General features: G+C 64.9%; 34 protein-coding genes. 21 read left to right on the top strand and 13 right to left on the bottom strand.

Annotated features, from left to right (window positions below; all coding sequences use genetic code 11):
• Positions 1-85: 85 nt before the first annotated feature.
• Positions 86-475: a hypothetical protein gene (locus tag GDN70_RS22120; RefSeq protein WP_028144903.1), complete on the bottom strand. Its 390-nt coding sequence runs from the start codon at positions 473-475 to the stop codon at positions 86-88.
• A 130-nt stretch (positions 476-605) separates the two neighbouring features.
• Between GDN70_RS22120 and GDN70_RS22115 the strand changes: the two genes are divergently transcribed.
• Positions 606-1,391, top strand: a complete 786-nt coding sequence (locus GDN70_RS22115; RefSeq protein WP_028144902.1) for an SDR family NAD(P)-dependent oxidoreductase — start codon at positions 606-608, stop codon at positions 1,389-1,391.
• Here the strand turns inward: GDN70_RS22115 and GDN70_RS22110 are convergent, their stop codons facing one another.
• Positions 1,392-1,622 carry a hypothetical protein gene (locus GDN70_RS22110; protein ID WP_018322949.1) on the bottom strand — a complete coding sequence of 77 codons (231 nt, stop codon included), beginning with the start codon at positions 1,620-1,622 and terminating at the stop codon, positions 1,392-1,394.
• Positions 1,623-1,997: 375 nt separating this feature from the next.
• Positions 1,998-3,044 carry a hypothetical protein gene (locus GDN70_RS22105; protein ID WP_152103725.1) on the bottom strand — a complete coding sequence of 349 codons (1,047 nt, stop codon included), beginning with the start codon at positions 3,042-3,044 and terminating at the stop codon, positions 1,998-2,000.
• A gap of 370 nt (positions 3,045-3,414) precedes the next feature.
• Between GDN70_RS22105 and GDN70_RS22100 the strand changes: the two genes are divergently transcribed.
• A complete protein-coding gene (locus GDN70_RS22100; protein ID WP_162832231.1) occupies positions 3,415-4,011 on the top strand; it encodes a L,D-transpeptidase in 597 nt (198 codons plus the stop codon).
• A gap of 68 nt (positions 4,012-4,079) precedes the next feature.
• Here the strand turns inward: GDN70_RS22100 and GDN70_RS22095 are convergent, their stop codons facing one another.
• Together GDN70_RS22095 and GDN70_RS22090 are read right to left on the bottom strand one after the other, a co-directional pair.
• A complete protein-coding gene (locus tag GDN70_RS22095; protein ID WP_028144899.1) occupies positions 4,080-4,514 on the bottom strand; it encodes a hypothetical protein in 435 nt (144 codons plus the stop codon).
• 120 nt (positions 4,515-4,634) lie between these two features.
• A complete protein-coding gene (locus GDN70_RS22090; protein WP_028144898.1) occupies positions 4,635-5,099 on the bottom strand; it encodes a MarR family winged helix-turn-helix transcriptional regulator in 465 nt (154 codons plus the stop codon).
• Positions 5,100-5,200: 101 nt separating this feature from the next.
• Here GDN70_RS22090 and GDN70_RS22085 point away from each other — a divergent pair, with 101 nt between their 5' ends.
• The 5 genes from GDN70_RS22085 to GDN70_RS22065 all read left to right on the top strand — a co-directional run bounded on the left by GDN70_RS22085 (position 5,201) and on the right by GDN70_RS22065 (position 9,570).
• Complete coding sequence (locus GDN70_RS22085) at positions 5,201-7,123, top strand: FAD-binding monooxygenase (RefSeq protein ID WP_152103043.1); 1,923 nt, start codon at positions 5,201-5,203, stop codon at positions 7,121-7,123.
• A gap of 149 nt (positions 7,124-7,272) precedes the next feature.
• A complete protein-coding gene (locus GDN70_RS22080; RefSeq protein ID WP_038970160.1) occupies positions 7,273-8,265 on the top strand; it encodes an SH3 domain-containing protein in 993 nt (330 codons plus the stop codon).
• A gap of 162 nt (positions 8,266-8,427) precedes the next feature.
• Positions 8,428-8,706 (top strand): hypothetical protein, encoded by a 279-nt coding sequence (locus GDN70_RS22075; RefSeq protein ID WP_038946607.1) that lies wholly within the window; start codon positions 8,428-8,430, stop codon positions 8,704-8,706.
• A gap of 265 nt (positions 8,707-8,971) precedes the next feature.
• Complete coding sequence (locus GDN70_RS22070) at positions 8,972-9,178, top strand: hypothetical protein (RefSeq protein ID WP_028144895.1); 207 nt, start codon at positions 8,972-8,974, stop codon at positions 9,176-9,178.
• Between the two features lie 26 nt (positions 9,179-9,204).
• On the top strand, positions 9,205-9,570 hold the full coding sequence (locus GDN70_RS22065) for a hypothetical protein (protein ID WP_244625808.1): 366 nt from the start codon (positions 9,205-9,207) through the stop codon (positions 9,568-9,570).
• Between the two features lie 14 nt (positions 9,571-9,584).
• Here the strand turns inward: GDN70_RS22065 and GDN70_RS22060 are convergent, their stop codons facing one another.
• From GDN70_RS22060 to GDN70_RS22050, 3 genes are all read right to left on the bottom strand, one after another.
• Positions 9,585-10,154 (bottom strand): TetR family transcriptional regulator, encoded by a 570-nt coding sequence (locus GDN70_RS22060; RefSeq protein ID WP_038970161.1) that lies wholly within the window; start codon positions 10,152-10,154, stop codon positions 9,585-9,587.
• Entirely contained in the window at positions 10,154-10,498 is a 345-nt protein-coding gene (locus GDN70_RS22055; protein ID WP_152103042.1) for a multidrug efflux SMR transporter, read from the bottom strand. Before GDN70_RS22055 ends, GDN70_RS22060 begins: the two co-directional genes overlap by 1 nt.
• A 190-nt stretch (positions 10,499-10,688) precedes the next feature.
• Complete coding sequence (locus tag GDN70_RS22050; RefSeq protein WP_038970163.1) at positions 10,689-11,354, bottom strand: O-methyltransferase; 666 nt, start codon at positions 11,352-11,354, stop codon at positions 10,689-10,691.
• Between the two features lie 97 nt (positions 11,355-11,451).
• Here GDN70_RS22050 and GDN70_RS22045 point away from each other — a divergent pair, with 97 nt between their 5' ends.
• Together GDN70_RS22045 and pdxY are read left to right on the top strand one after the other, a co-directional pair.
• The gene (locus tag GDN70_RS22045; protein WP_038970164.1) at positions 11,452-12,084 is read left to right on the top strand and encodes a TetR family transcriptional regulator; all 633 of its coding nucleotides are present in this window, start codon (positions 11,452-11,454) and stop codon (positions 12,082-12,084) included.
• Positions 12,085-12,163: 79 nt separating this feature from the next.
• Complete coding sequence (gene pdxY / locus GDN70_RS22040) at positions 12,164-12,982, top strand: pyridoxal kinase (protein ID WP_038970165.1); 819 nt, start codon at positions 12,164-12,166, stop codon at positions 12,980-12,982.
• Positions 12,983-12,987: 5 nt separating this feature from the next.
• Here the strand turns inward: pdxY and GDN70_RS22035 are convergent, their stop codons facing one another.
• Positions 12,988-14,292, bottom strand: coding sequence for a hypothetical protein (locus GDN70_RS22035; protein WP_152103041.1), 1,305 nt, complete (start codon positions 14,290-14,292; stop codon positions 12,988-12,990).
• Positions 14,293-14,624: 332 nt separating this feature from the next.
• Here GDN70_RS22035 and GDN70_RS22030 point away from each other — a divergent pair, with 332 nt between their 5' ends.
• The 4 genes from GDN70_RS22030 to GDN70_RS35110 all read left to right on the top strand — a co-directional run bounded on the left by GDN70_RS22030 (position 14,625) and on the right by GDN70_RS35110 (position 15,948).
• The gene (locus tag GDN70_RS22030) at positions 14,625-14,789 is read left to right on the top strand and encodes a Flp family type IVb pilin (protein WP_028144887.1); all 165 of its coding nucleotides are present in this window, start codon (positions 14,625-14,627) and stop codon (positions 14,787-14,789) included.
• A 38-nt stretch (positions 14,790-14,827) separates the two neighbouring features.
• Positions 14,828-15,094: a hypothetical protein gene (locus tag GDN70_RS22025; RefSeq protein WP_240536257.1), complete on the top strand. Its 267-nt coding sequence runs from the start codon at positions 14,828-14,830 to the stop codon at positions 15,092-15,094.
• Positions 15,095-15,266: 172 nt separating this feature from the next.
• Positions 15,267-15,515 (top strand): hypothetical protein, encoded by a 249-nt coding sequence (locus tag GDN70_RS22020; protein ID WP_028144885.1) that lies wholly within the window; start codon positions 15,267-15,269, stop codon positions 15,513-15,515.
• Positions 15,516-15,801: 286 nt separating this feature from the next.
• On the top strand, positions 15,802-15,948 hold the full coding sequence (locus tag GDN70_RS35110; RefSeq protein ID WP_162832230.1) for a hypothetical protein: 147 nt from the start codon (positions 15,802-15,804) through the stop codon (positions 15,946-15,948).
• A gap of 18 nt (positions 15,949-15,966) precedes the next feature.
• Here the strand turns inward: GDN70_RS35110 and GDN70_RS22015 are convergent, their stop codons facing one another.
• A complete protein-coding gene (locus GDN70_RS22015) occupies positions 15,967-16,527 on the bottom strand; it encodes a bifunctional transcriptional activator/DNA repair enzyme AdaA (protein WP_152103040.1) in 561 nt (186 codons plus the stop codon).
• A gap of 125 nt (positions 16,528-16,652) precedes the next feature.
• On the opposite strand from GDN70_RS22015, the gene GDN70_RS22010 reads away from it, so the two are divergent.
• A complete protein-coding gene (locus tag GDN70_RS22010) occupies positions 16,653-17,069 on the top strand; it encodes a nuclear transport factor 2 family protein (protein ID WP_152103039.1) in 417 nt (138 codons plus the stop codon).
• 85 nt (positions 17,070-17,154) lie between these two features.
• A complete protein-coding gene (locus GDN70_RS22005) occupies positions 17,155-18,075 on the top strand; it encodes a DMT family transporter (RefSeq protein ID WP_152103038.1) in 921 nt (306 codons plus the stop codon).
• Between the two features lie 7 nt (positions 18,076-18,082).
• Here the strand turns inward: GDN70_RS22005 and GDN70_RS22000 are convergent, their stop codons facing one another.
• Positions 18,083-18,433 carry a zinc ribbon domain-containing protein YjdM gene (locus tag GDN70_RS22000; protein ID WP_028144881.1) on the bottom strand — a complete coding sequence of 117 codons (351 nt, stop codon included), beginning with the start codon at positions 18,431-18,433 and terminating at the stop codon, positions 18,083-18,085.
• Between the two features lie 121 nt (positions 18,434-18,554).
• Positions 18,555-18,728: a hypothetical protein gene (locus GDN70_RS35105; RefSeq protein ID WP_162832229.1), complete on the bottom strand. Its 174-nt coding sequence runs from the start codon at positions 18,726-18,728 to the stop codon at positions 18,555-18,557.
• A gap of 215 nt (positions 18,729-18,943) precedes the next feature.
• On the opposite strand from GDN70_RS35105, the gene GDN70_RS21995 reads away from it, so the two are divergent.
• The 6 genes from GDN70_RS21995 to GDN70_RS21970 all read left to right on the top strand — a co-directional run bounded on the left by GDN70_RS21995 (position 18,944) and on the right by GDN70_RS21970 (position 22,855).
• Positions 18,944-19,303: a c-type cytochrome gene (locus GDN70_RS21995; RefSeq protein ID WP_173015851.1), complete on the top strand. Its 360-nt coding sequence runs from the start codon at positions 18,944-18,946 to the stop codon at positions 19,301-19,303.
• Positions 19,304-19,610: 307 nt separating this feature from the next.
• Entirely contained in the window at positions 19,611-20,015 is a 405-nt protein-coding gene (locus tag GDN70_RS21990) for a VOC family protein (protein ID WP_152103036.1), read from the top strand.
• Positions 20,016-20,046: 31 nt separating this feature from the next.
• The gene (locus GDN70_RS21985; protein WP_152103035.1) at positions 20,047-20,694 is read left to right on the top strand and encodes a cell envelope biogenesis protein TolA; all 648 of its coding nucleotides are present in this window, start codon (positions 20,047-20,049) and stop codon (positions 20,692-20,694) included.
• Positions 20,695-20,856: 162 nt separating this feature from the next.
• The gene (locus GDN70_RS21980) at positions 20,857-21,393 is read left to right on the top strand and encodes a helix-turn-helix domain-containing protein (protein ID WP_028144877.1); all 537 of its coding nucleotides are present in this window, start codon (positions 20,857-20,859) and stop codon (positions 21,391-21,393) included.
• A gap of 282 nt (positions 21,394-21,675) precedes the next feature.
• Entirely contained in the window at positions 21,676-21,957 is a 282-nt protein-coding gene (locus tag GDN70_RS21975) for a hypothetical protein (protein WP_028144876.1), read from the top strand.
• Positions 21,958-22,348: 391 nt separating this feature from the next.
• Positions 22,349-22,855: a hypothetical protein gene (locus tag GDN70_RS21970; RefSeq protein ID WP_152103034.1), complete on the top strand. Its 507-nt coding sequence runs from the start codon at positions 22,349-22,351 to the stop codon at positions 22,853-22,855.
• 157 nt (positions 22,856-23,012) lie between these two features.
• Here the strand turns inward: GDN70_RS21970 and GDN70_RS21965 are convergent, their stop codons facing one another.
• Positions 23,013-24,068: a hypothetical protein gene (locus GDN70_RS21965; RefSeq protein WP_152103724.1), complete on the bottom strand. Its 1,056-nt coding sequence runs from the start codon at positions 24,066-24,068 to the stop codon at positions 23,013-23,015.
• Positions 24,069-24,110 lie beyond the last annotated feature (42 nt).

The following is a 24,110-nucleotide window of genomic DNA, read 5'->3' as shown; positions in this document are numbered from 1 at the left end:
CCCGCATGCTGGCGAGGAATGTGACGATTATTGGCCGAAACGCAGGTTCCGTCGCGGTGTGCTTAACGCCGCGACAGCCGGCTTGCTAGCCGCCCTTGGCCCGGATCAGGCCGGCGAGGTTGGTCTTCTGGGCCTCGCACCAGTTGGGCATGCCGAGGCGGCGCTGGTTGAGATCGGTCGCCTGGGTCGCCACCGCGACCTCGGCCATCAGATCGTCGTCCTGCTTCTCGCCCATCTTGCCGCCGGTATGCATCCAGGCAATTGCCTTGCGCACCTTCTCGGTGGTGCCGTCGGGCAGCTTCATCTGCGCCGCCTTCTGTACGAGATCCTGGTAGACGACGTCCGTGCCCGGGCATTCGACCTTGGTGGCAAAGGCCTGCAGGACCAGGGTCACATAGGTCGAGCGTAGATGGTCCTCGGCCTTGGCCGGAGCGGCGATCAGCAACAGGCCAGCCATCAGGAAACCGTAGCGCATCCTTGGTATCTCCTCCATTTTTTTGGGAGGCTAGCGTCCGGCGGGCTGCTCCGCAATGGTGCCGGAGCGAATTTGTCGCGCCCCGGCGCGGTGCGCTATCGTGGCCCGCATCCCGGCCTCGGAGAGCGACATGAGCCTGTTCAGCACGCCATTCGATCCTGCCCGCGACACAGCGCTCGTCACCGGCGCGGGCAACGGCATCGGGCGCGCCATCGCGCAGGCCTTGGTTGGCGAGGGCGTCCGGACCGTGTTTGCCGACATCAGCGCGGAGCGGGTGAGCGCCGCGATCGGCGCGAGCAAGAGGCCAGAACTGGCGGTGCCCTGGGTCGGCGATCTCGCCGAATTGGATGCGTGCGACGCGCTGCTTGCTACCGCAGACGCTGCGTTGGGCGGGATCACGCATTTCGTCCACAGCGCATCGCCGCCGCGGCGAGAGGCCGATCATGCGCTCGCGGTCGATCGCAGGATCTGGCAGCAGATGCATGCCGTCAATCTCGATGCCGGCTTTCACTTGGCGCGCGAACTCGCAAAGCGGCTGATCGCGGCGAAGCGGCCGGGCTCGTTCCTGTTTCTCACCTCGCTGCATGCGGGCACGCCGCGCAACCTGCCGCATTATTCGACGGCGAAGGCGGCGATGGCGATGCTGGTGAAGGAGTTGGCCAAGACGTTCGGCCGCCACGACATCCGCGTCAATGCGCTGGTGCCCGGCGCGATCGCCGCCGGCGGGTTCGTCGCGGATCCCGCGCTGGCGCGGCACATTCCGCTCGGGCGTCTCGGCGAGGCCAATGACCTTGCGCCGATGGCGCTTACCGTCCTGTCGAACAAGCTCTCCGCTTACGTCACCGGCGCAGCCTTCGTCGTCGACGGCGGATTGTCGCTGACGAACTGGTTCGAGCCGCCGGCGCTTGACGAGTAGTCAGCGGCGCCAGGCCGGCACGGGATCGAGCGGCGTGCGGTAAAGCTCGTTGTCGTCGCGATCGGTAACGCGCACCGCGCAACCCTTTTGCTGCAGCTCCGGCTTCACCTGCGACAGCTCGGTGGCGAGCTGGTCGGCGCGATCGGAGGCAACCTCGATGTCTTCGAGGATGATTCCGCCCTGGTTCCTGAACTCTCCACCAACCACAAGATCGAAAGAGTAGTACGGCATCCGAATTCCCCGGTGTGACGAGATGAGCTTCAGTGGAAGTCTCAACACATGTCGGATGGTACCACTGAGTCGACATCTACCGATGAACGGACCGCGCAATCTCTGTGCTTATGGCGCAGAAATGATGTGCAACGTCTGACGGCCTTAACATTTAATTAAATATGTTGGCGTGATCATAAGACATGGAATTGCAGCAGAACCGGGCTCCGGGAACCGGCAGCTGCAAGAGAAGGCCGCCGGCATAGATCCCGACGGCCTTTTCTCTTGAGCGAGAAAAATCGCTTTCCGTAATTGTCCGGACTCAACGCATCACATCGACTCGGACAGCCTACGCGACGTTGTCGCAGCGCGCCGTGCTGCTTGCGCGGTCTCGGTCTAGCGCAACGGCATCGGCGGACGCACGACCGGTCCATCGTCATCGGCGACGGCTTGAGTCGTGGTAACAGGTGCGGCGGCCGGCGGCGGCATCGCGGCAGCCTGCGAAGGCGGCGGCGAAGCTGCGAGCGGCGCGGGCGAATAGGCTGGCATGTAGGTGTGTGACACGACCGGTTTCGGTTTGCGAACCGGCGGCGGTGACGGAGCTCGCGGTGGGACCGCAGCAGCACGTGTGCGCGGATCAACAGGCTTGACCTCAGCTACCGGCTTCGGCGCAGGCGGTTTTGCCATCTCGCGCGCCATCTGCTCCTGTCCGGCCTTCAACTCGGCGATGTTGGCCTTGAGCGTTTCGATCTGCTGCGCCATCGCGGTGAGGTCGCGCGTCATCGCTTGCACCGACTGCGCTGCATCGGGCTGCGTCGCTGCGGGCGTAGCGGCCGCGACCTGGACTGCGGGCGGTGTCGCCGATTGATCGGCCGTTTGATCGGTTGCCGCTTGCGGTGCGGGCGGGGCGGCCTGCTCCACGGGCGGTGCGGCCTGCGCGGCAGCGACCGGCGCGGTCTGCGATGTCGATGGCAGCAGCGACGTCAATGCCGGTGTCCATTCGGCGAACATCTGTTTGGCGGTGTCGCCGTGTTTCTCCCAGGCGATGGTGGCGGCCGCACTACCGCCTGCAAACAGAAACGTGACGAAAGCGCCGCGCAGCCACTTGCCCGCGGCGGATCGCTTCCGCGGACCGAGACCATCGCTCGCCGCGACACGGACGGCCGTGTCGACAGAGGGCGGGGGCGCCGCCTGCGGCTCCGAGACGGGACTGAACTTGGGCTCAATAGAGATCTTGCGCTCGAGCAAGGCTTTGGGCTCCGGCGCGAATTTCGGCTCCGGACGCGTCGCAATGTCAGGCGCCAGCGCGGGCGCAACGCTGACGGGGCGCGAGGCCAGCACAATGTCGGGCGAAATCTGAATCGCGTCGTGCGGATCGTTGTCCTTGACCGTGTCCTTCACGATCTCATCGACGATTTGCTTGGGGTTCAGCGTCGCGAGCATCGCAGCTCCTTTGAAGCCCGGTGTTTGAAGGCCGGGCGCTTGAAATACTGGTCGTCCGCATTGGCGCGAGCCGATCTGTTGGGGTGAGTCCATCCCAACCGGATGAGCCTCGCACGATGACGCACGAGTCCAGCCGGGTTTGACCAAAGCAAGGCGAGGGGATGGAGATGATGCGACGGTCTTCCGCCGTTTGTGGTGATGGAACCCTTTTTGTTGAACACGCGCACGTGTTCCGCGTTGCCTTGTTTTCAGCACGATTTTGGCAGCATCTGGGGATGCTGGGGGCGCTGCTATCCGCTATCGGGGGCCGGCGGTGCCAAGATCTTTAATCGCCTTGTTCGTCGTTGCCTTGTTGCCGCTGGGCGGCTGCATGCAGGCAACGCTTTCGCCGTCGACCGACGCGAGCATGACGCCGCGCGACCGGCAGTTGCTTGCGCACACGCCTTACGCGCAAGCGAATGTGCCCGAACAATATCTCCGTCACGTCGTCGACTACCAGCGCAAGGAGCAACCGGGTACCATCCTGGTCGATACCGACGCACGCTATCTCTATTACGTGCTGCCAGAGGGCAAGGCGATCCGCTACGGCGTTGCGGTCGGCGAGGAAGCCATGGCGTTCTCCGGCGTCGCGCGGGTCGGTCGCCTGGCGGAATGGCCGGACTGGGTTCCGACGGCAGATATCCAGGCGCGGCTCGGGCCGTACCCGGCGCGCGTTCCCGGCGGTCCCGCCAATCCCTTGGGCGCGCGGGGCATCTATCTCTATTCCGGCAACAAGGACACGCTCTACCGGATTCATGGCACCAACCAGCCCGAATATATCGGGCAGGCGATCTCGTCCGGCTGCATCCGGATGCGCAACGAGGACGTGATCGATCTCTACGACCGGGTGAAGCTCAATTCGATGGTCGTGGTGCTGCCGCCCGGACAGAACGCGCAGGCCGAGACCGGCGCGCGCTGGCGCGGGTGAGCGCACAGCGTCCCAATCCCGACGAGTTGATCATCGTGCGCATGCGGGCACGCTGATGGCGGCTTTGCTTATTCGCCGGGCCGGGCGACGCGCCATTGCAGCGTCGTCGCATTGCCGTTGACGTCGCCCGGCGTCTTGTCGGCGGCCGAGGTGTAGAGCGGGCGATAGCGGTACGCCCACATCCTGCTGCCGTCGTTGCGGCTGATCACGGTGAAGTCGCCAATGGCCTTGGCGTCGGCCGTTGCGGGCAACGGCATCCAGCTCTCGGTGCATTTGCCGTTGCAGTTCGACGTCTTTCCGGTGGTGTCGCGCTCGTAATAGTAGAGCGTCATGCCCTTGAGATCGACGAGCTTGGGACCCTGCTTGGTCAGGACCACCTTCGCCGGTGCGGTCGTCGCTTCGGGCTTGGGCGGAGGAGCGGCATCGCCGCCGCCATGGCCGTTTGCGAGCGCATGACCGGTCGAGAGCGCGACGGCCGCTGCCGCAATGAGGAACCTGAACATCCTGATCTCCCGACCGGCAAAGTTAATCGCGCGTTAAGCGCAGAATGTTGCCGACCGTAACAGCCGAAGGTTAGTTCCTGGTTTCGCAGGCCTGCGACAAGTACGTACAGAAATACCGGATCATGCCTGCAGATCGCGGAGCGGGGCGCGGCTCAGATCGTTGCCGGCGGCAATCGCCTTGCGCAGCAGCCGCATCAGATCCTCGCCCTCCTTTGCGCTGAGGCCACGCAGCAGGATGCGCTGGGCCGATTCCACGGCCGGGGTGATCTTGCGCAGCGTGCGCCGGCCTTCGTCGGTGATCTCGAGTTCGCGGGCGCGGCGATCGCGGCTGGAAGCGCGGCGCTCGGCCAGTCCCTTCTGCACGAGGCGGTCGATCACGCCGGTGATGGTGGTGCGGTCATAGGCGATCAGCCCCGCAAGCGTCACCTGGTCGAGCCCCGGATTGGCCTTGATGGTCGCAAGCGCGGCGTATTGCACCGGCGTGAGATCGAAGCCGGCATCCTCGACCTCGGCCAGGAACACCGCGACGGCGATCTGCTGGAACCGGCGCGCCAGATGCCCGGGCATGTCGTTGTTGTCTTTCACCGAATTCTCCTCGGAGGCAGGACGGCGTACGATCGTTGACAAGCATACTGATAGTCAGCATACTGATCAATATCAAAACAGAGGGTTGACGGGAGAGCCTCATGCAATTCCATCTGAATGGATTTCAGCCGGGCGACCCTGACATCGCCGACCCCGCCCAGCGCGCTCAAGCCCCGGGCGCGGCGGGCGCCGTGCCTGGCGAGGTCGATGTCCTCATCGTCGGCTGTGGACCTGCCGGCCTCACGCTCGCCGCCCAGCTTGCGCAATTCCCTGAGATCAAGACCTGCATCGTCGAGCAGAAGCCGGATCGCTTGCTGGTCGGGCAGGCCGACGGCATCGCCTGCCGCACCATGGAAATGTTTCACGCCTACGGTTTCAGCGAGCGCGTGCTGAAGGAGGCCTATTGGGTCAACGAGACGACATTCTGGAAGCCGGACGAGGGCCAGCCCGAGACCATCGTCCGCAGCGGCCGGGTGCAGGACGTCGAGGACGGCCTGTCCGAATTCCCGCATGTCATCCTCAACCAGGCGCGCATCCATGACGGCTTTCTCGACGTGATGCGGAAATCGCCGGCCAAGCTCGCCCCTCACTACAGCCGCCGCCTGCTCGACCTCGAGGTCGATCCGGCTGCAGGTCCAGCCGACCATGCCGTGACCGTGCGCCTCGAACGCGTCGATGCCGCAAGCGAGGGCAAGGTCGAGCAGATCAAGGCGCGCTATGTCGTCGGCTGCGATGGCGCGCGCAGCACCGTGCGCAAGTCGATCGGGCGCGAGCTGCACGGCGATTCCGCCAACCACGCCTGGGGCGTGATGGACGTGCTGGCGGTGACCGATTTTCCGGATATCCGCTTCAAGTCGCTGATCCAATCGGCGAAGGACGGCAGCCTGCTGATCATTCCGCGCGAAGGCGGCTACATGGTCCGCATCTATGTCGAGCTCGCCAAGCTCGATGCCGGCGAGCGCGTCGCCAGCCGCAACGTCACCGCCGATGACGTGATCGCGAAAGCGCAGCGGATCCTGAAGCCCCATACGCTCGACGTGAAGGAGATCGCCTGGTGGTCGGTCTACGAGATCGGCCAGCGTCTCACCGACAAGTTCGACGACGTGCCGGAAGCCGAGATCGCAACGCGCCTGCCGCGCGTCTTCATCGCCGGCGATGCCTGCCATACGCATAGCCCGAAGGCGGGGCAGGGCATGAACGTCTCGATGCAGGACGCCTTCAATCTGGGCTGGAAGCTTGCCGCCGTCCTCCGGAAGCAGTGCGCCCCGAGCCTGATGCATTCCTATTCGGCGGAGCGTCAGGCGGTTGCGAAAGAGCTGATCGATTTCGATCGCGAGTGGGCGGGAATTTTGGCTTCGTCAGCAAAGGCGGGTGGCGGCGACGCCGCCAGGACACAGGACTATTTTGTCAGGCATGGCCGCTACACCGCGGGCACGGCGACACATTACACGCCATCGATTCTCACCGGTGCAGCCTCGCATCAGCATCTCGCAGAGGGATTCATCATCGGCAAGCGCTTCCACTCGGCGCCCGTGATCCGACTTGCGGACGCAAAGCCGATGCATTTGGGTCATGCCGCGCAGGCCGACGGTCGTTTTCGGATCTACGCGTTCTCGCCCGCTGAGAATCCCGCTGCCTCGGACTCGGCCATTCGTCGCTTGTGCAATTTTTTCGCCGAGTCCCGGGAATCGCCGATCCGGCGATATACGTCCAGAAATCTCGACATCGACAGCGTGATCGATCTGCGCGCAGTGTTTCAGCAGGATCATCGAGAGCTCGCGATCGAGGCAATGCCGCCCATGTTGCTCCCAAGCAAGGGCCGTTATGGCTTGTATGATTACGAGAAAATGTTCTGTCCGGACCTCAAGAGCGGCCACGACGTCTTTGCGATGCGCGGCATCGATCGGAAGGCGGGCTGCACGGTTGTGGTGCGGCCCGACCAGTATGTCGCAAGCGTACTGCCGCTCGATGACTATGCCGGGCTCGCGTCCTACTTCGACGGGTTCATGTTGCGGATCAAGTGACGGTCGAGCTGCGTCTGCGCAGGTCGATGAACGGCGGATGAATATTGAACCGCGCGCGGCGTGCGTTTCAGTCTTTCGACGGATGAGACCCTCGTGCGCGGAACGCCTGTTCCGCTGGCGCGTTCCGCCTCTCAAAGGAGGAATGCGCCATGAAGTTCAGAACCGCTTTAGTTGCAGCATTTTTGCTGGTCCCGACAGCCGCATTGGCCGCGCCGGGCATCGTTACCGTCTCGACCGGCCTGCGCGCCGGACCGGGCTCGGGCTTTCCCCTGGTCGATCGCGTCCCCGGGGGCGCCCGCGTCAACATCCATGGCTGCCTGCGCGGCAATGCCTGGTGCGACGTCAGCTTCTCTGATGATCGCGGCTGGGTGTCGTCGCAATATCTCGAATATCTCTATCGCAATCACTACGTCTATCTCCCCGACTATGTCGACGAGATCGATGTGCCCGTCGTTCCCTTCGTGCTGACCTCGTATTGGTCGAGTTACTATGGGGGACGTCCCTGGTATCGACGCCATGCCTATTGGAATAATTACTGGACCTCGCATCAGAGCGTCGCGACGCGGATGACGATCGATCCGCGTGCTGCCCGCATCGGCCGCGCGGCAACGCGCGACGCCGCGATCGCACTCGAACGCAGCGGTGTGCGCGGCAAGGGGGCCGCCGCGATCTCAACGCGTGACGCCGCGACCACACAGCGCGACGCTGCGATCGCCAAGCGCGACGCTGCGATCGCCAAGCGCGGCGCTGCGGTTACGCCCGACCGGGCCCGCGTTGGACGAAGTGAGCGCATCGCGCATGAGCGGACCAATGTGCAGACCCGCAATCCGCGTGATGCACAAGCCCGCATGATGCGCGAGCACGCCGCGACCCGCGCTACGGTGCGCTCGCAGCCGATGGCCCGCGCGCACGAAGCGCCGCGTGTGGCCGCGCCTTCAGCGCGTCCCGCGACGCCGCATGTCGCCCAGCCAAGCGTGAGCCATGGTTCGCCGATGAATGCCCGTGCGCAGATGCCGGCGCCGCGCGCGGCCGCGCCCGCAATGCCGCACGGCGGCGGGGGCGGTGCTCCGCACATCAATGCCGCCCCGCGTGGCGGCGGCGCCCCGGCGGGCGGCCCCGCTGGCGGACATCAGAAGCACTAGCATTGCCAAGCAAAAGCCCGGCCCTGGTGCCGGGCTTTTTCTTCGCTGTGTCGAGGCCTTTACAATTTAAGACAGATCTTCGCGGGCAGATTTCATCGATCGTAACATGTCTACCCAAAGCTGTAAGCATCCACTCGGGGCAGCGGGGCACGGGAGGATGACATGAGACAGAGCCAGGCGGAGACGCGCCGCCAGAATGTCGCGAAGCGTTCGATGACGAAGGAGGCCAAGCAGCTGACCGGCTTGATTGCCGGACTGCGCGAATCCCTCGAAGGAATCCACAAGGAACGGACGAGCGCCAAGCTCACCGGCGCCGAGATGGGCATGCTCGACGAGCGCCGCAACAACCTGCTGCTCACCATCGCAGCCCTCGACGACCGCCTCTCTGCGGTGCAAGGGCTGATTGATCTCGGCCGACCCCACATCATCCGCGTGCACTAGCGGGGGCTCGGCCATGGGACGATCGGTTCCGTTGCTGCCGTGACGGGCCGCCCCCGGCGGCCGATCCGGCACGACATGGCCCAGCACGACTTGTAGACGGCTCCGTCGTCGCAGGGGGAGACCTGCGACGGGTTGGAATCGCATTCTTGCGGGGCACGGCTCGACGCCGGTCGCCGGCCGATCATCTGCGCCATGCCTGCGGATGGCACCAAATTGCCACGCTCCCGGCGAATTGCCGCCAAAGCCCGCTGCCACGAGGAGGCGGGTGCAGGGCGACGCAAGGGGATGCGAATTGGCCTACAAGATGATCGCAGAACGCGACAACGAGAAGTACAGTTTCGCCCGAGAGAGCCGGCTGCTCATCGTGGCGAAGGCGAAGGTGTGGGCGAGCGAGGGGTGGCGGGTCGTCATCACCGACCAGGACGGCAAGGCCTACGCACCGCCGGAGTTCGATCAGCTGTCGGCGGCGTGACCGAAGGGCGGGCGAGGGGACGGCATTTGAGATCGCTGTTTCGATCGGGGCGCGACCGGATCGTGCCCGTGCTGACCGTTGCAGCCGCCGCTGTTCTGACGGTGACGGCCGCCGCCGCGCAAAATCTCGACGCCGGCAAGCCGCCCGCAAAGCTCTTCGCTGAGGGCTGTGCGACCTGCCATCGCAGTCCGCGTGGCCTTGCCAAGGGTCGCTTCAGCCTGACGCTGTCCTGGTTTCTCAGGGATCATTACGCGACCAGCTCGGACTCGGCCAAGGCGCTCGCGGCGTATCTTGAGTCAGTCGATACTCCGCCGCCGCGCGCTGCTACCAAGCCCGCCAAGAAGCCCGCGCGATCCGCATCGCGTCCGCCAAAGCCGGTGCAGAGCCAGTAGGACGTGCGGGGCCGCTATCTGCGCCGATAGGTCTGCGCGAGCAGCCGTGCGTGCACGGCGCGTAGCTCGGCGCTCATCCGCGTCTGTCCCGTCGTGACATAGGAGAGCCATGCGCCGTCGGCAGCGAGACGTACGATTTGCAGATCGGGCGCGTCGTCGGTCGTGCGATGACGCTTCAGGCGCGCCTTGATCCAGTCGTTCCAGAGCCGGCGCAGCGGCGGATCGGTGACGACGACCATGCTCAACGCCGCCCATGGGGTCGCGAAGCCGAAGGCCTGGCCGGTGAACACGGCATTCACATAGGCCCGCGTGAAGCGGCCGCGCGGTTTCGGATCGGCTTCAATCGCGGCGTCGATCTCGGCATCGACGCGCGCGAGCAGGTCGGCAAACAGGCCCTCGATCAGCGCCTGCTTGCTGCCAAAGTGGTGAAACAGTCCGCCCTTGGTGACGCCGGCCGCGACTGCCACCGCCTGCACGGTAACTCCGGCGACGCCATGGTCCATGGCGATTGCCGCGGCACAGTCGAGCAGGGCGCGCCGGACCTGCTCCGGCTGCTTGGCGCGGGTGTAGCGGCTTTCCGCCATCAATGCACACTGGCCTGCGAGAACAGGTTGATAACCAGGACCCCGGATACGATCAACGCTATGCCGACGAAGGCCGCGGCGTCCAGCATCTGGCGGAACAGCACGAAGGAGACGGTCGCCGTCAGGATGATGCCGACCCCGCCCCAGATCGCATAGGCGATGCTCAAGGGAATGACGCGGATCGCCACCGACAGCGCATAGAACGAGGCGACATAGAACAGCACCAACGCCAGCGTCGGCCACGGTCGGGTGAACTGGGCGGATTGCTGCAGGAAGGCGGACGCCGTGACCTCGAGAACGATGGCGAGGGCGAGCGCTGCGTAGACATTGAAGGCGGAGGTCATGATCAACTCCGGCGCGGGGCGGACGGAAAGATACCGCGCGGTAGGTATGTTTAGCACGCCGGGCCAGGCTTTGGCCAGAACGAGGTATCACGTGTGAGTGACGAGGCTGCGACACCAGGGAACGCAGCATGAAGCCGCCGCCTGGTGAATAGCGCGGCGGCTCCAAAATTTCGTGGCGTTTCGACTGGTGTCAGCTGATCCGCACGGAGAGTTCGACGTCTTCGGCGAAGGGCGTGGACATGTAGCCGCTGCCGGGCGCGCGCATGCGCGCCAGATAGTCCGGGCTGTCGTCGGCATTGTCGGCGACGATGATCGCACCCGGTCCGAGATGGCCTTCCAGCAGATCAAGGATCTCCGGATAGAGCGCCTTGGCGCCGTCGAGCAGCACGAGGTCGATCGTAGCAGGCAGATCGGTACTGAGCGTCTTCAGCGCGTCGCCTTCACGGATTTCGACGAGGTCGATCAAGCCGCCGGCGACGAGATTCTCCCGCGCCCGCGCCGCCTTGGACGGCTCGAACTCGCTGGTGACGAGACGGCCGCCGCCATTGTCGCGCAGGCCTGCGGCAAGGTGCAGCGTCGAGATGCCGAACGACGTGCCGAACTCAACGATCACCCTGGCGCTTGAACTGCGTGCCAGCATGTAGAGCAGGTGGCCTGTCTCGCGGGAGACCGCGAGCGGTGCGTCCTTCAGGCGTCCGTAGAGGTCGCGATAGTCGGTCTTGCTGCGCATCAAGCGCGCCCGCTCTGCGTCGGACAAATCCGCGACGGCGGCGCGCGTTGCGCCGTTTGCTGCATCGGCCTCGTCGAACAGGCGGTCCAGCAGCGGCGCAAGCGTTGTGATGGTCGGGGTGGTCATTGGAGGTCTCCAGGTTTGGCGAAGAAACGCGTGCTTGCGTGCCGAGTGAAATACGACTAATTCGTCGCATTTCCTATTCGCATTGCCCGAGTGAGCCATGGCCGAGCGTCGAAGCCGTTCAATTTCTTCACGAAAACAGCCGCAACAGGCCCGCTCCAGCGTGCTTGTCGCGGCCATTCTCGATGCCGCTGTTCAGGTCCTGACGAAGGAGGGCGCGCAGCGTTTCACCACGGCGCGAGTGGCGGAGCGGGCCGGGGTGAGCGTCGGTTCGCTCTATCAATATTTTCCGAACAAGGCCGCGATCCTGTTCCGTCTCCAGAGCGATGAGTGGCGGCGCACGAGCGACCTCTTGCGCGGCATCCTCGCGGACCGGACGAAGCCACCGCCGGTGCGGCTGCGCGCGCTGGTCCACGCCTTCATTCTGTCCGAGTGCGAGGAGGCCGCGATCCGCGGCGCGCTCAGCGACGCTGCACCGCTCTATCGCGACGCGCCCGAGGCGCAGGACGCGCGGGCCGCCGGTGAGGGGATCATCGCGGCGTTCATGCGGGAGGCGCTGCCCAAAGCCTCCGAGGCGACCCGCGCGCTTGCCGGCGAGCTCATCAAGACGACGCTGAGCGAGGTCGGCAAGCGGTTTTCGGAGACGCCGCGCAGCGAGGCCGAGATCGCGCGCCATGCCGACGGGTTGGCCGACATGTTCTGCGCTTACCTCGGCGAACTCGCGCGACGCTGAAGTGCGGGCGCCGCGTGCTCGCGGGGCGGAGACGGGCTACACTTGCATCGCCCGTCGTTTGTCCCTACGGACCTCTTTCATGCTCGTCATCTCCATTCAAAGCCAGGTGGTCCACGGCCATGTCGGCAACAGCGCCGCCGCCTATGCCATCCAGGCGGAGGGCGTGAACGTTGCGGCGGTGCCGACGACGCTGCTGTCCAACCATCCGCGCTATCCGAGCCTGCACGGGCGGGTGCTGGAGACCGAGCTCGTTGCCGATCTTCTGACCGGCGTCGAGGAGCGCGGGCTTGTTGACGAAGCGGCCGTGCTGGTGACGGGCTATCTCGGCTCGCCGGGCAACGCCGCCGTCATCGCCGATTTCGTCGAGCGGGCGCTCGCGCGGAATTCGAAGCTCGTCTATCTCTGCGATCCCGTGATCGGCGACGATGGCCGCGTTTATGTCGCCGACGGCATCCTGGACGTGGTCCGGCACCGGCTGCTGCCGGCAGCAAACCTCACCACGCCGAACCAGTTCGAGCTCGAGCTGCTCACAGGCCTCAGAACCGCGGATGCGGAGGGACTGCGCGTCGCGTGTGCGGCGCTGGCGGGGATCGGCCGCATCGAAATCGTCGCCACCGGCTGCACGCTCGCCGATACGCCCGAAGGACAGCTGGAGACTATCCTGTGCGCCGACGGGCTATTGTCGCGCTTCGCGACGCTGCGCCTGCCGATCCGCCCCTACGGCACCGGTGATCTCCTCACGGGCCTGATCGCCGCGCATCTGGCCAAGGGCGAGGCGACGGAGGTCGCAGTGCGGCTGGCGGTCGAGACCATCTTTGCGGTGCTGGTGCGCACGCAGGACGCCGGCACGGCCGAGATGCGGCTCGTGCCGCTGCCGACGCCGGGGCGCGCGCCGTAATGGTCTCAGGTCGCGCGCTTGCCGGTCGATTGCGCCGATTTCTGCGGCTTGGCCGGGCTCTTCTGCTCACGCGCGGCTTGTGCCTTTTGGGCCTTTGACGGCTTGGCGCTCGCAACAGTCCTCGTCTTCTTCGATTTGGCGCTGGCGACTTCCTTGCGCTCGCTCGTGCCACGCTTTGAGATGTATTCAGCGCCGTCGACCGGGCCGACATGCGGCGGATCGCGGCCGAGATAGGGCCGGCCGATGCCGTAGGCCTTGCCGTTGGCGTCGACCCACTTCCACAGAATTTCCGTCGAGACCCAGCGCTGCGCGCGGTTATTGCCCTGGGTGCTGACAATATCCGCCGCCATGCCATGGCCGTAGCCGCCGCGCGTGCTGCCGCCGTGATAGGAGCGGTCGGAGGCGGCCTTCAGACCGCTCGCGATCGACTGGCGATAATCGTCACGGAACGCGCTGGTGATGCCGGGCGAGAGTCCAGCGGCTTCCGCGGCGAGCAGCGTGCGGAACAGCTTCCGCTTGAAGCTCTTGTCCATGCCGCCGATGACGTAGTCCATCATCGACATGCCGGCGTGCTCGGCGGCCTTCGGATCCTTCCAGGTGAAATCCTGGTCGACCAGCTTGGTGAAGCTGCGCATCACCGTGACCGTCTTGCCCTTGCGCTTGATGGTGACGGCGCGGCGCTCCTGGACCTTGATCGAGTCCTCTTTTGCGGTGCGCTGATAGAGCGCCCAGAGGTAGCGGTCGATGCAGGCATCCATGACGAAGCATTCGTCGAGCACGGCGACGGTGTCGGCCGGCGGCGATGCCTTGCTCGCCGGCGTGACGGGGCCGCTCGCGATCGCCGCGGGGGACAGCGCGTCGGTCGTCACGATCTCGGTGGGATCGGCAGATGCGAGCTTGACGGGCGCCGGCGCTGCAACTGGGGCAGCCTCGCTGACAACGGGTTCTGGTTCAGGCGATATCTGCGGCGCGGGCGGCGTCTCCGTCGGAAGGATCAGCGCGGGATCTGCCGAGGCGAGCTTGATGGCGGGAGGCTCGGGCACCGCTTCAGTGATCGTCGGGGTTGGTGCCGCAGCGACCGCAGCCGCGATGTCGGCGGTCAAGGCGATGCCGTCCTCGATCGTCGCAGCGTGCGGCACGTCCGCGAGGTCGAGCCGGCTGAGATCTTTCGCGCGCGACACGGCAGCGGCATTGGCGCCGCTGTTCTCGATGAGGGCAGGGGCATAGGCGGAGAGGGAAAGTGCCAGCCAGCCGGCGAGAACGGCCGAGGGGCACGCGACCGCCACCAGAAGAGACCGCCGATCGTTCATGATCCCTGCCTCCAAACGGTTCTGTTCGGACACGCTTTGTCGGAACAGTCATGATGCAAAAACAGTCTTGCACGGAAAGGCACGCAGCGCGTCGATTGTTCGGGGGACCGTGTGGCGACGCAATGGCGTAATTCGGCGAAATCGGGCTTTTCGCGGAGGTGTTGCCAAGCTGCAACGCGAGTTCCCACTGCGGTTTTCAACGGAATCGCCAGCAAATGCGGCGTTCATTGTCGTAACTTGAAGCGATCGAATTCATTCAATCTTGGATTGTAATCGTGCATTTCTCGCCTGCCGGCCGTTCCGGCAGAGTTGGGAAGGACACGATTGTGAAGTTGAAATGCAAATGGGCTGAATTCGTCGCCGATGAATCCGGCGCCACCGCGATCGAATACGGCCTGATCGCAGCCGGCATCGCGCTCGCAATCATCGAGATCATCTATGCGCTCGGCACCAATCTCGTCGCAAAGCTGCAGGCGCTGGCGACGGCGTTGAAATAGGGGCGCCTCGCGCAACTGCATCAATGCTGGAGTGTGGGGTGGGCAACACTCTTGCCGATGCGTTGCGGCAACTTTGTTGCGGCTGGCGCGTTTGGTCGGCCATGACGCATTCCTCGCTTCGTCCCATGGACGCCTTCGATCCCACCGAGCCCGCCATCCTGCACGATCGCCTCACGGACACGATCATCACCTGGACCGCTGACCAGGCCGACGATTATCGCCAGGCCAGCCGCCCGGGCGAGGACGGAACCGTGGCCTGGAAGGCCTATCTCTTCGATGGCTGGGGCAATGTGCTCGGTGGCTGAGCACCGTCCATAAAACCGTCATGTCGCGGCCGGCGGTGATTCGGCCAACGCCTTGTACGCATTAAACATATCGCCATGCACAGCACGCGCTGTTGCAATGCAACAAAGCATGTCGCAACGCAGCAAAACGCGCCTAAATATGCTCCGACTCTTCCACTCAGGAGCATTACCAATGAACAAGAAGACTCTGTCGATCGCCGCCGCCATCCTGACGATCGCGGGCAGCACCGCGGCTTTCGCCGCCGAACTGCCGACTTACGAGACCAATGGATTTCCGGTCTCGCCCTTGCAGGTTCGCGTCCTCGGCGCCGGGCATGTCGAGCAGCAGACCGCTGCGTCGACCACGCTGGCCTCGGTCCACCAGGCGAAGGTGCTCAGCCCTCGCAAGGTGAAGACCGCGACCGTTGGCGTGGCCCACTAAGCTGACATCGTGAACGGCAGATGGGTTCCGCGGAGAGGCGGGACCCATCTGCATCACGTGATCGAAATCGACGCTGCTCGCGCATCGTGCAAATGTCTCGGCACGATGAATTGACACCGATGCGCTGATTGAGAATCCGGCCGCGAACAAGTTCGCGTGAAGGTGCCGGTGATGTATGCCAGTTCATAACGGGCTTGATCCTTTTAACAGTTGCTTTGCACGTCGCGTTGCTTGATGCGGCCGCCGCATTGTTGCGGCCAATTTTGAAGTCATAATGGAGGCCATTATGCCCGTTGCGCAGAAAGTCGTTGCCGCCACCACTTCGCCGCGTGCGTTCATTCTCAAGCAGACAGCCTTGTTCGCCGCCGCCGCTTTGTTCGTGTTCGTGCTGAGCCTGACCTACGGCCTCGATCTCAGCCCCGGATTTTTCTGAGCGACTTCCAGCGGCGCGCTAAGCTCTCCGCGCGCGCAGGCTTGACGGTGAGCGGCCGTAGAGTTCGGCGAAGGCGGCGTTGAATCTGCGCAGGCTGCCGAAGCCGGCCTGGAATGCGATATCGGTCATGGTGTGGTTGCTGGCATCGAGCAGGCGCTTGGCGCGCTGGACCCGCAGCGTCCCGGCGAGCTGCTGAGGCGTCGCGCCGACGTGGCGCTCGAACAGGCGCGCCAGATGACGCGAGGAGATGCCGAGCCGCATCGCCAGATCGACCACAGAGCCTTCGTCGAGCGCGCCGCCATCGATGAGTTTCATGGCCCGCGCCACCGTGGAGCGCGTGCCGTTCCAGGCCGGGCAGAATGGCGCAGTCTCGGGTCGGCAGCGCAGGCAGGGCCGGAAGCCGGCGGCTTCGGCCGCCGCCGCCGTCGGATAATAGGCGACATTGCGCGTCAGCGGCTGCTTGGCCGGACAGACCGGGCGGCAATAGATCCCCGTGGTCTTCACCGCCGTGAAGAAGCGGCCGTCATACCGGGGATCGCGGCGCAGGCGCGCGGCGTTGCAGACATCGAAGCTCAGCATGGCCGGATCATAGCGCATGCCGGTAGCGGCGGAAGGGCTGCGGGATGACCGAGTCCGATTGTGGCGAGCTGCAAGGCGCATCGCGCCCTAGAAGGCGCCCCTCAACGAAAGCGAGGGAGCGCATCATGTCCAGCCCAAAAGATATCGTCCTGAACGCGTGGAAGATATTTTCGTCGCGCGATGCCGAGCGCATCGCCGCATTGTTCACCGAAGACGCCGAATGGATCGCGCCGAAGGGCAATGCCACCGCCGTCGCGCTCGATCACACCGACCACATGGCCGGACCGCACCAGATCGCGCGCTTCATCGCGCAGGAGATGCACAAGATGTTCTCGAACATCGATATCGCGTTCCGCGGCGTCTACGCCGACGGCGATGTCGTGATCGTGGAGGAGCGGATGCGCGCCACACTGGGCGGCGGCAAGCCGTACGAGAACGACTATTGCTTCGTGTTCACGGTGTCGGGCGACCGGATCAGGCAGGTGCGGGAATACATGGATACGCGCAAGGGATGGCGGATGGTCTTCGAGCAGGAGGCGTGATGCATGAGCCCACAATCACCGCCGCGTGCCAGCCCTGCAGCCGCGTGGGTTGAGGCGGTATATGCGCTGACATAAGGCTTGGTCCATGGATCAGCGGACGAGCGGCGCAGACGCTCTCTCTCAGAACAAGGATGCGGCGCCGGCACTGGTCGGCGTAACTTGCGGCCTTGCCGCGGCGCTGTTCTGGGCGCTGGGCTTTGCCGCCACGCGGCATGGCCTCAAGCTCGGCTTCACGCCGGTCGATCTCCTGGTGCATCGCTATGTCTGGTCGGGGATCGCGTTCCTGCCGCTGGTGTTCCGCGCCGGCATCTCCGATCTCTGCGGCATCGGCTGGAGCAGGGGCCTTGTGCTGATGGTGCTCGGCGGCCCCGTGATGTCGCTGATCTCCTACACCGGTTTCCTGTTCGTGCCGCTCGGCCATGGCAGCGTGATCCAGCCCTCCTGCGCGACGCTCGGCGGCCTGCTGCTCGCGGCGGTCGTGCTGAAGGAGTACATCTCCGTCTCGCGCCTTGCCGGCGCCGTCGTCATCGTCGGCGGCCTCGGCGTGATCGGCGCGGAATCGATCGGTCATATCGGGGCCGACGGCGTGCTAGGCGATTTGATCTTCGTGCTCACCGGATTGATGTTCGCAGGCTTCGGCGCAGCTCTGCGCCACTGGCGCGTCTCGGCCGTGTCGGCAGCGCTGGTCATCAACGTGCTGTCGCTGCTGCTGCTGCCGGTCTACATCGCAACCGTCGGGCTCGCCCATGTTGCGGCGATCGGTGTGAGCGAGAATGCGATCCAGGCGCTGGCGCAGGGCGTGCTCGCCGGCCCCGCCGCGCTCTATCTCTACGCCGTCTCGGTCCAGCGCCTCGGCGTTGCCCGCGCCGCGGTGTTTCCGGCCTGCGTGCCGGCGCTGACGCTGCTCACCGGCTGGCTGCTGCTCGGCGAGCCGCCGACGATGCTGCAGGCCGCGGGGCTGGTGACGGTGCTGTGCGGCTTCTATCTGGCGCAGCGGCAAAGGTAGGCGCGAGCTACGCCTTCTTCACGAACTCCGACTTCAGGTTCATCGCGCCGATGCCGTCGATCTTGCAGGCGATGTTGTGGCCGTCGCTGGCGTCCTGCAGGCGGATGTTGCGCACCTTGGTGCCGCCCTTGACCACCGAGGAGGAGCCCTTGATCTTGAGATCCTTGATCACGATGACGCTGTCGCCGTCAGCGAGCACATTGCCATTGGCATCGCGCACGCCGGCGTCCTGCGCGGTGTCCGCCGCCGCCTCCGCCGCACCGCTCCACTCATGGCCGCATTCCGGGCAGACCCAGAGATCGCGGTCCTGATAGACGTGCTCGGAGCTGCAGGCGGGGCATTTCATCGTGTCGGTCATGGCAAGTCTCGTTGAACTCTCGTAGATCGCTTCGTTCGCGGCGCGACCCTAGGGGCAGGGTCGAGGAAAGCAAGGGAAAGCTGCCGCCGGCCTGCAACCGCCATCGCCCGCCGGTGCGATATCACCGAAACAGCGCGACGAAGATCACGTAGAACCAGCCCAGGATGCCGTGGACGATCGCCCACAGTATAGAATGGTTGTTGGTGTAGGAGATCGCGATGGCGAGCGCGGAGCCGAAGCCGACGCCGTATTTCGCGCCCTCGACACGGACGCCGTAATAGCGATTGCCGTTCATGGTGGTGCCTCCGTGAGTCGTTGACGGGCGCGAGCCTACGCGGTTGCCGCGATCCCTGCGACCGGCTTGATCCACGAGGCCACACCGAGCTCGTGACGTGCTGAAGTTGCGCGCGGGGCTGCGATGCGAAGGCGCAATCCGTTGACGCAGATCAACCCGGTGTGCCGGCCAGGCGTCAAGCTGGCTCAACTGGCGGGACATCGCGAGGGATAGTCATGTCGCACAGCGCTCGAATCTACATCGGCCTCGCCGTCCTGATCGCGTTGTCGGTGCTGTTTCTGTTCAGCGTCGTCCACACCGCTGCGGGGGCGCCGAGGTCCGGCCCGCGCGCGGTCGACGAAGGGCATCGTCTGGCAGAGGCGTGGTGCCAGAGCTGTCACGCCGTCGAGCCGCACATGGCCGGCTTCTTCGACGAGGCCCCGAGCTTCCAGGCCATCGCCGACAGGAGCGGCACCACCGCGCTGTCGCTCAAGGTGTTTTGGCGGACCAGCCACCAGAACATGCCGAACCTCGTGATCGCGCCGGAGCAGGCGGATGCGCTTTCGGCCTATATCCTCAGCCTGAGAGGCAAGTGAGGCCGCCGGAAGCGATTTTGCGAAAACAACCCCATGCACAGTAGATACGGCCTTGATAAGGCTTGTGTTTTCGGTTATTACGAATTCTCTTTTGCCGCGTCGGGCAAAACAGTGGCATCATGCCATGGTGCCGTCCGCGAGGAGCTTTGTGCGGAGGGCGTAGCCCGGACGGAGCCAACGGGTCGGCGCGAGGCGCGGCCCGATGACAGGCTCCGCGAATCCGGGGCCGAGCGAGCGGCAACATCCCGGATGACGCTGGCGCTCCATTCGGGCTACGCTCGCGGCGCAACCGCGCAACGAGTCCGGCATGACCTTTCTCCTCAACATCGACGTCCCCGACATCGTGCAGGCCACGAGCTTTTACACCGCCGCCTTCGGCCTCACCGTCGGCCGCCGCTTCGGCACCGACTTCGTCGAGCTGCTTGGCTGGCCGGCGCCAGTCTATCTCCTGACCAAGCAGGCCGGCACGTTAGGTGCCGGCGCAGACCGCCGCCGCTACGAGCGGCACTGGACGCCCGTGCATATCGACGTCGTCGTCGATGATGTCGACGCTGCCGTCGCGCGTGCGCTCGGTGCCGGCGCGATCCTGGAAGCGCCGGCGTGCGATGCGCCCTATGGGCGGATCGCAATGCTGGCCGATCCGTTCGGGCACGGGTTCTGTCTGCTGACGTTCAGCGAGAAGGGGTATGATGCGTTGGTTGGAAGTTCGTAGCCCGGATTAGCGAAACCACAATCGGGACGACATGCCGGCAAGACCGAAACGAAAGCTGAAGACTTACCAGACCTCGCTCGGCTTCTACGATCAGGCCATCGCGGCACCTTCGATGAAGGCGGCGCTGGAGGCCTGGGGCGCGAGCTCCAACCTGTTCCATCAGGGCGCGGCGAAGGAGACCGACGATCCCGATATCGTCGCGGCGACCATGGCAAAGCCAGGCGTCGTGCTCAGGCGCCCCGTGGGATCGGACGGGCGGTTCACCGAAAGCGCCGAGCTGCCCACCGATCTCGTCGATGACGACGCCAGGCCCAGGCGCAAGGCCAAGGGCAAGACGCGATCGACGAAGCCTCCCTCCAAGGCCGCCAACAAATCATCCGGCAAGATCGACGATCAGGCCGCCCGCAAGGCCGCCGCGGCATTCGAGAAGGAGGAGCGGCGGCGCGAGGCCGAGCGCCGCAAGGAGGAGGCCGTCCGCGCCAAAGAGCGCGCGCGTCGCGACAAGGCGGTCGCCCTCGCCGAGGCGGCGCTGGACAAAGCGAGACGGGAGCATGATGCGAAGGCGCAGGAGATCGACGCCGACCGGGCCGCGCTGGATGAGCGCGCCGCGGCGGAGGAGGCGCGCTGGGACAAGCAGCGGGCGAAGCTTGAACAGGCCCTGCGCCGCGCGCGAGAGTAGGGCCTTGCTACGATCCAAGAGATCGCGAGAGCAATTCCTTTACCATGCCATCCAGTCCCGGCTGAGGCGGCTGCCGGTTAGGAGTTGCAGGAAAGTTCTGCGCTATCTTCGCCCCGATTTCGGCCGCGCTGGAAACGCCGCCGCAAGTTTTCGGGAGCTGTCATGAGCGATCATCGTGCCGCAGTCAGGCATCACACGTTGCGCACCGGCATGGTCGAGTTCGACAACGGCACCGGCAGCATCGTCAGCGTGCCCTGCACGATCCGCGATGTCTCCTTCACCGGCGCGCGCGTGGCTCTCAACAGTTCGGCATGGGTGCCGGAGCAGTTTTCGCTGGTTTTCTCGAGCGGTCTGCGCAAGGGCTGCCGGCTCGCCTGGCGCAAGGAGAGGCTGATCGGGGGTGCGTTCGCGGACGGTTATGCGAGCGCGGACGAGCAGGCCGCGATGATGACCGTGGACGAGCAGGCCCGGCACCGGCTCGGCATCGGCGCGCGCGTCAAGGCCGCGCGCGAGATGCGCGGCTACACGCAAGGCCAGCTCGCCGAGCGCCTCAGCGTCACGCCGGCTTTCGTGCAACTGGCCGAGCAGGGCGAAGCGGACATTCCGCTGTACCAGCTGATGCACATCGCCGATTTGCTGATGGTCAGTCTCGACGGGCTCGTGGCCGGACCGGTGCCTGAGGAGGTCGACGCGGTGTAGGGCTTCGTAGCCCGCTGAAACGCCCGAGCGCGCGCCTCGTCTTTCGAGACGATCACGGAGCCTGTCATCGGGCCGCGCTTTGCGCGGACCCGGTGGCGGTTTCCTCAGGGTGAGGCTAAGGGGGATCGTGGCCTGCTGAAGCTGTCGCCGCGTACTCCACCCTCATCCTGAGGAGCCCGCTCAAAGCGGGCGTCTCGAAGGATGGCCGCAGAAAAAGTCGCGCGAAATTTGCTTGCCTTGCCCCGAGTCCTTTTGCACTCTTGCCGCGAAGGAGACCACCGCATGACAAAAATGACCGCCGCCTGCGCGCTCGGGACCGCCCTGGTGCTGAGCAGCCTTGCAACTTCAGGTGCTGAGGCCCGAACGCGGAAAGCCGTCGTCGTTCGCGCACCGCAAGAGCGGCTCATCGTCACGGCGCCGGTGCTCAGGCCAACGCCGTGGGATTACAATGTCGTTCCGCGCTATCGCTATCGCCCCGAGGACGACCGCGTCGATCCCTACGGCCCGCCGCTGGTGCCTTCCTATGTTCGCTATGAAGGATGGCGCTGGCCGTATTGGTGGTGAGGCCCGATCACATTCTGAGCATGTGATCGGGCAGCGCGGACGCAGAGCTGAATACTCGCTGTTGGCGTGAGACGCCGCCGATGACAGGTTGTGCGCGTGCGGCAGCCCTCGATTCCGCCACGCTCGATCGGGGCCCAGGCTCGTTCAGCAATTCGGACGGGGTTCATTTGTCTTTGACAGGGCGGGTGCTTGAGAAAACGACATCTCCTCCATCTGGTACGCCGGCAAGTTGAAGTTTGATGGTTCGTCATCTCTGCGTGCAGAGGTGACGATTGGGAGAAAATGGCAAAGTGGAGACTGTCAAGAGTACATCGAGGTAGAACGACACTTATCCCCGTAATAAACCCCATACTGTTTGGGGTGCTGGGCGCGCGTATTGGGAGGATTGGTCATGGCAAGTGTCGAACAATTGCACAGGCGGGACGGAGTGAACTTGGTCCAACTCGAAGCCGACATCACGTCGATCCGCTCGGGAAGCTCCATTACTTCAATTAATCTGCCTGATTACGTCGAGCACACCGCGGGCGTGTCGCGCGTCGGTGCGCTCAGTGCAGAGGCGGTCGTTCGCGACTATGAGTCCGCTGCAAAAGAGATCGAGGCCATGGGCACCGAGTTGATCGACGCGGCGCAAAAATGCGAGGCGCTGACGGCCCAGGTTCATGATGCGATCGCCTTCATGCGAGAAACGGCAGCGGGGTATCGTGAAGAGGGACGGAAGATCTTCAAGCGCATCGAAGAATGCGCGCTGTTCACCGAAGACGTGCGCAAGACCTGCGAACAGGTCAAACGCAGAATGACTGAAGTCTCGATTGGCCCGTCTTCCGATGAGGAGCTTGCGGCGCAAGATTCCGAACTGACGGGGATCGCGGCCCAGGTGACGATGAACGAGATACGGTGAGGCGAACGTAGAGCGTAATAGCTTCGTAGGGTGGGCAAAGGCGCACTTGCGCCGTGCCCACGTCTTCTCCTCGATCAGCCAAGACGTGGGCACGCTTCCGCCTTCGCTCTTCGAGCTACGGCGGACAAGTCGCTTTGCCCACCCTACGGCAGCTCGCTCACCAATCCGGATCGCCGTAATAAGGGTCCATATACGGCGGCATCCAGGGGCCGCGCGGCGGCGGTCGGGGCCGCCGGGGTTCGGCCGCCGGGATGTGCGGCCGGGCACGCGTCGACGCATCGTTGTTCACACTGCGCACGACGGGCTTCGCAGCTGCAGGCGCGGGTGACGCGGTCAGTTGCGTTTGCAGCGCCTGGACCTGCGCAGCGAGGCGCGCATTGTCCGCCGCATCCTTCTCTTGCGCTGTCTTGAGCTGTTGAATGGTGCCGGCCTGCTCGCGCAGGGTCTGCTCGTTGCGGCTTTTCAGTTGCTCGAGCTTGCCGTTGATGCTCGCAAGCTCGGTCGTGATCGACTTGAGCGATTGCGCGAGATCGGACGATGACGGGTCGGGCGCTGTGGCAGCAGGCCTTGGAGCGTCAGTCCTTGGAGCGTCAGTCCTTGGAGCGTCAGGCTTTGGGGCGCTTTCCGTTTCCTTGGATAGCGGCGGCGCGGGCCCCGGGCTCGGATCACCCGCAGCCGCCAGTAGCACGGCCGGCGGCTGCACGAGGCCTTCCACCGCGGATGCTTGCGGGGGGCTGCTCGCGGCCGACGGAGCCCATCGTGCCATGATCGACTTGCTGATTGAGCTGGCCTCATCGCGATATTGCGAAGCGAAGGCGGCGCCGAGAAGGCCGATCGCCAGCACGAGGCCAACCAAAGCGCGCATCATGGTCCGATCTCCTTTCAAGCCTTGATCGCGAAGCTTGGTGTTCAGAGGCTTTGCACTCGAGGGCTTGGCATCCGGCGTCGGCGCCTTGTTTCCGGGAGTGGCGGCTGCCGCCGCACCGGCGCTTGCGCGCGAGGCTGGCTTGCCTTCGCCATCGTGTTCCATTCCGGAAACCAGCTGGTCCAGCCTTGCAAGGTCTGCCTGTGTGCTCCTGATCCGGTCAAGGGCCCGCGCCAGCCCACCGTCGGCGCGCGCCTCGTCCGGCTTGCCGGAGTCAGGTTTGGCGGTATCAGGCTTGCCGGTATCAGGTTTGGGGTCGTTCGTTTCAGGCACCGATGCGCTCTCCATCCGGTCGGGCGTCAATGGGAGGCAGTCCGATCAAAGGGAAGG

The sequence above is a fragment of the Bradyrhizobium sp. TM102 genome (assembly GCF_009176685.1).
GTDB classification, from domain to species: domain Bacteria; phylum Pseudomonadota; class Alphaproteobacteria; order Rhizobiales; family Xanthobacteraceae; genus Bradyrhizobium; species Bradyrhizobium ottawaense.
This window is presented reverse-complemented; position numbering and strand designations above follow the sequence as displayed.